Source organism: Pseudomonas sp. DrBHI1, assembly GCF_002205115.1.
Lineage (GTDB): Bacteria > Pseudomonadota > Gammaproteobacteria > Pseudomonadales > Pseudomonadaceae > Aquipseudomonas > Aquipseudomonas mosselii.
The window spans coordinates 1-649 of sequence record NZ_NIBE01000073.1; the positions used below are offsets into that span (position 1 = coordinate 1).

The window sequence follows — 649 nt, forward strand, 5'->3', positions numbered from 1 at the left end:
CGACAGGGTGACGGTCAGGTCGTGGTCGAGCTTCTGGCTGACCTTGACGGTGAAGGCCGGCTGCTGGTCTTCGGTGACATCGCCTTTGCCAACGATGGTGACGGTGACCTTGTCGCCTTGGTTGTCGGTGCCTGGAGTGCCGGTGCCCGGTTCGTCAGTGACCGATGTCTTCACTTCGTCCTGACCCAAGGTCAGTTTTTCGAAGTTGTCGGCACCTGTCACGCTTTCCAGTTTGTTGGTAATGGTCGGTTGACCACCAACGAACACGTCGTCCGGTGCAGTGATGGTGAAGGTACCGCTGGCGCTACCGGCCGGAATGGTGACCTTGGTGCCATCAGTCAGGGTGAAGATCAGGCCATTGTGGCCGTTGACCGGCAGACCTTGGGCGTTGGTCAGGGTGACGGTGTAGGTGATCTGGCCGCCTTCAGTGACCGTGGTCTTATCCGCAGTCAGGGTCGCAACGACCTCGCTGACGGTGTCGGTGATCTGCACCGAAGCGTTACCGCCCAGCTCCAGGTTCTCGAAGGCCTTGCCGTCGACGGCAGCATCGGTGATACCGACGGTCAGGGTGTCACCGTCTTTGAAGACGTCATCACCTTGGGCTTTCGCCTTGTACTCGGCTTCGGTCTGACCGGCTGGAATAACGACT

1 protein-coding gene is annotated in these 649 nt (G+C 59.6%); it reads right to left on the bottom strand.

All coding sequences use genetic code 11. From position 1 onward, the window contains the following. A partial coding sequence (locus CC207_RS16735; RefSeq protein WP_371916471.1) for an immunoglobulin-like domain-containing protein occupies positions 1-649 on the bottom strand: 649 nt, incomplete at both ends.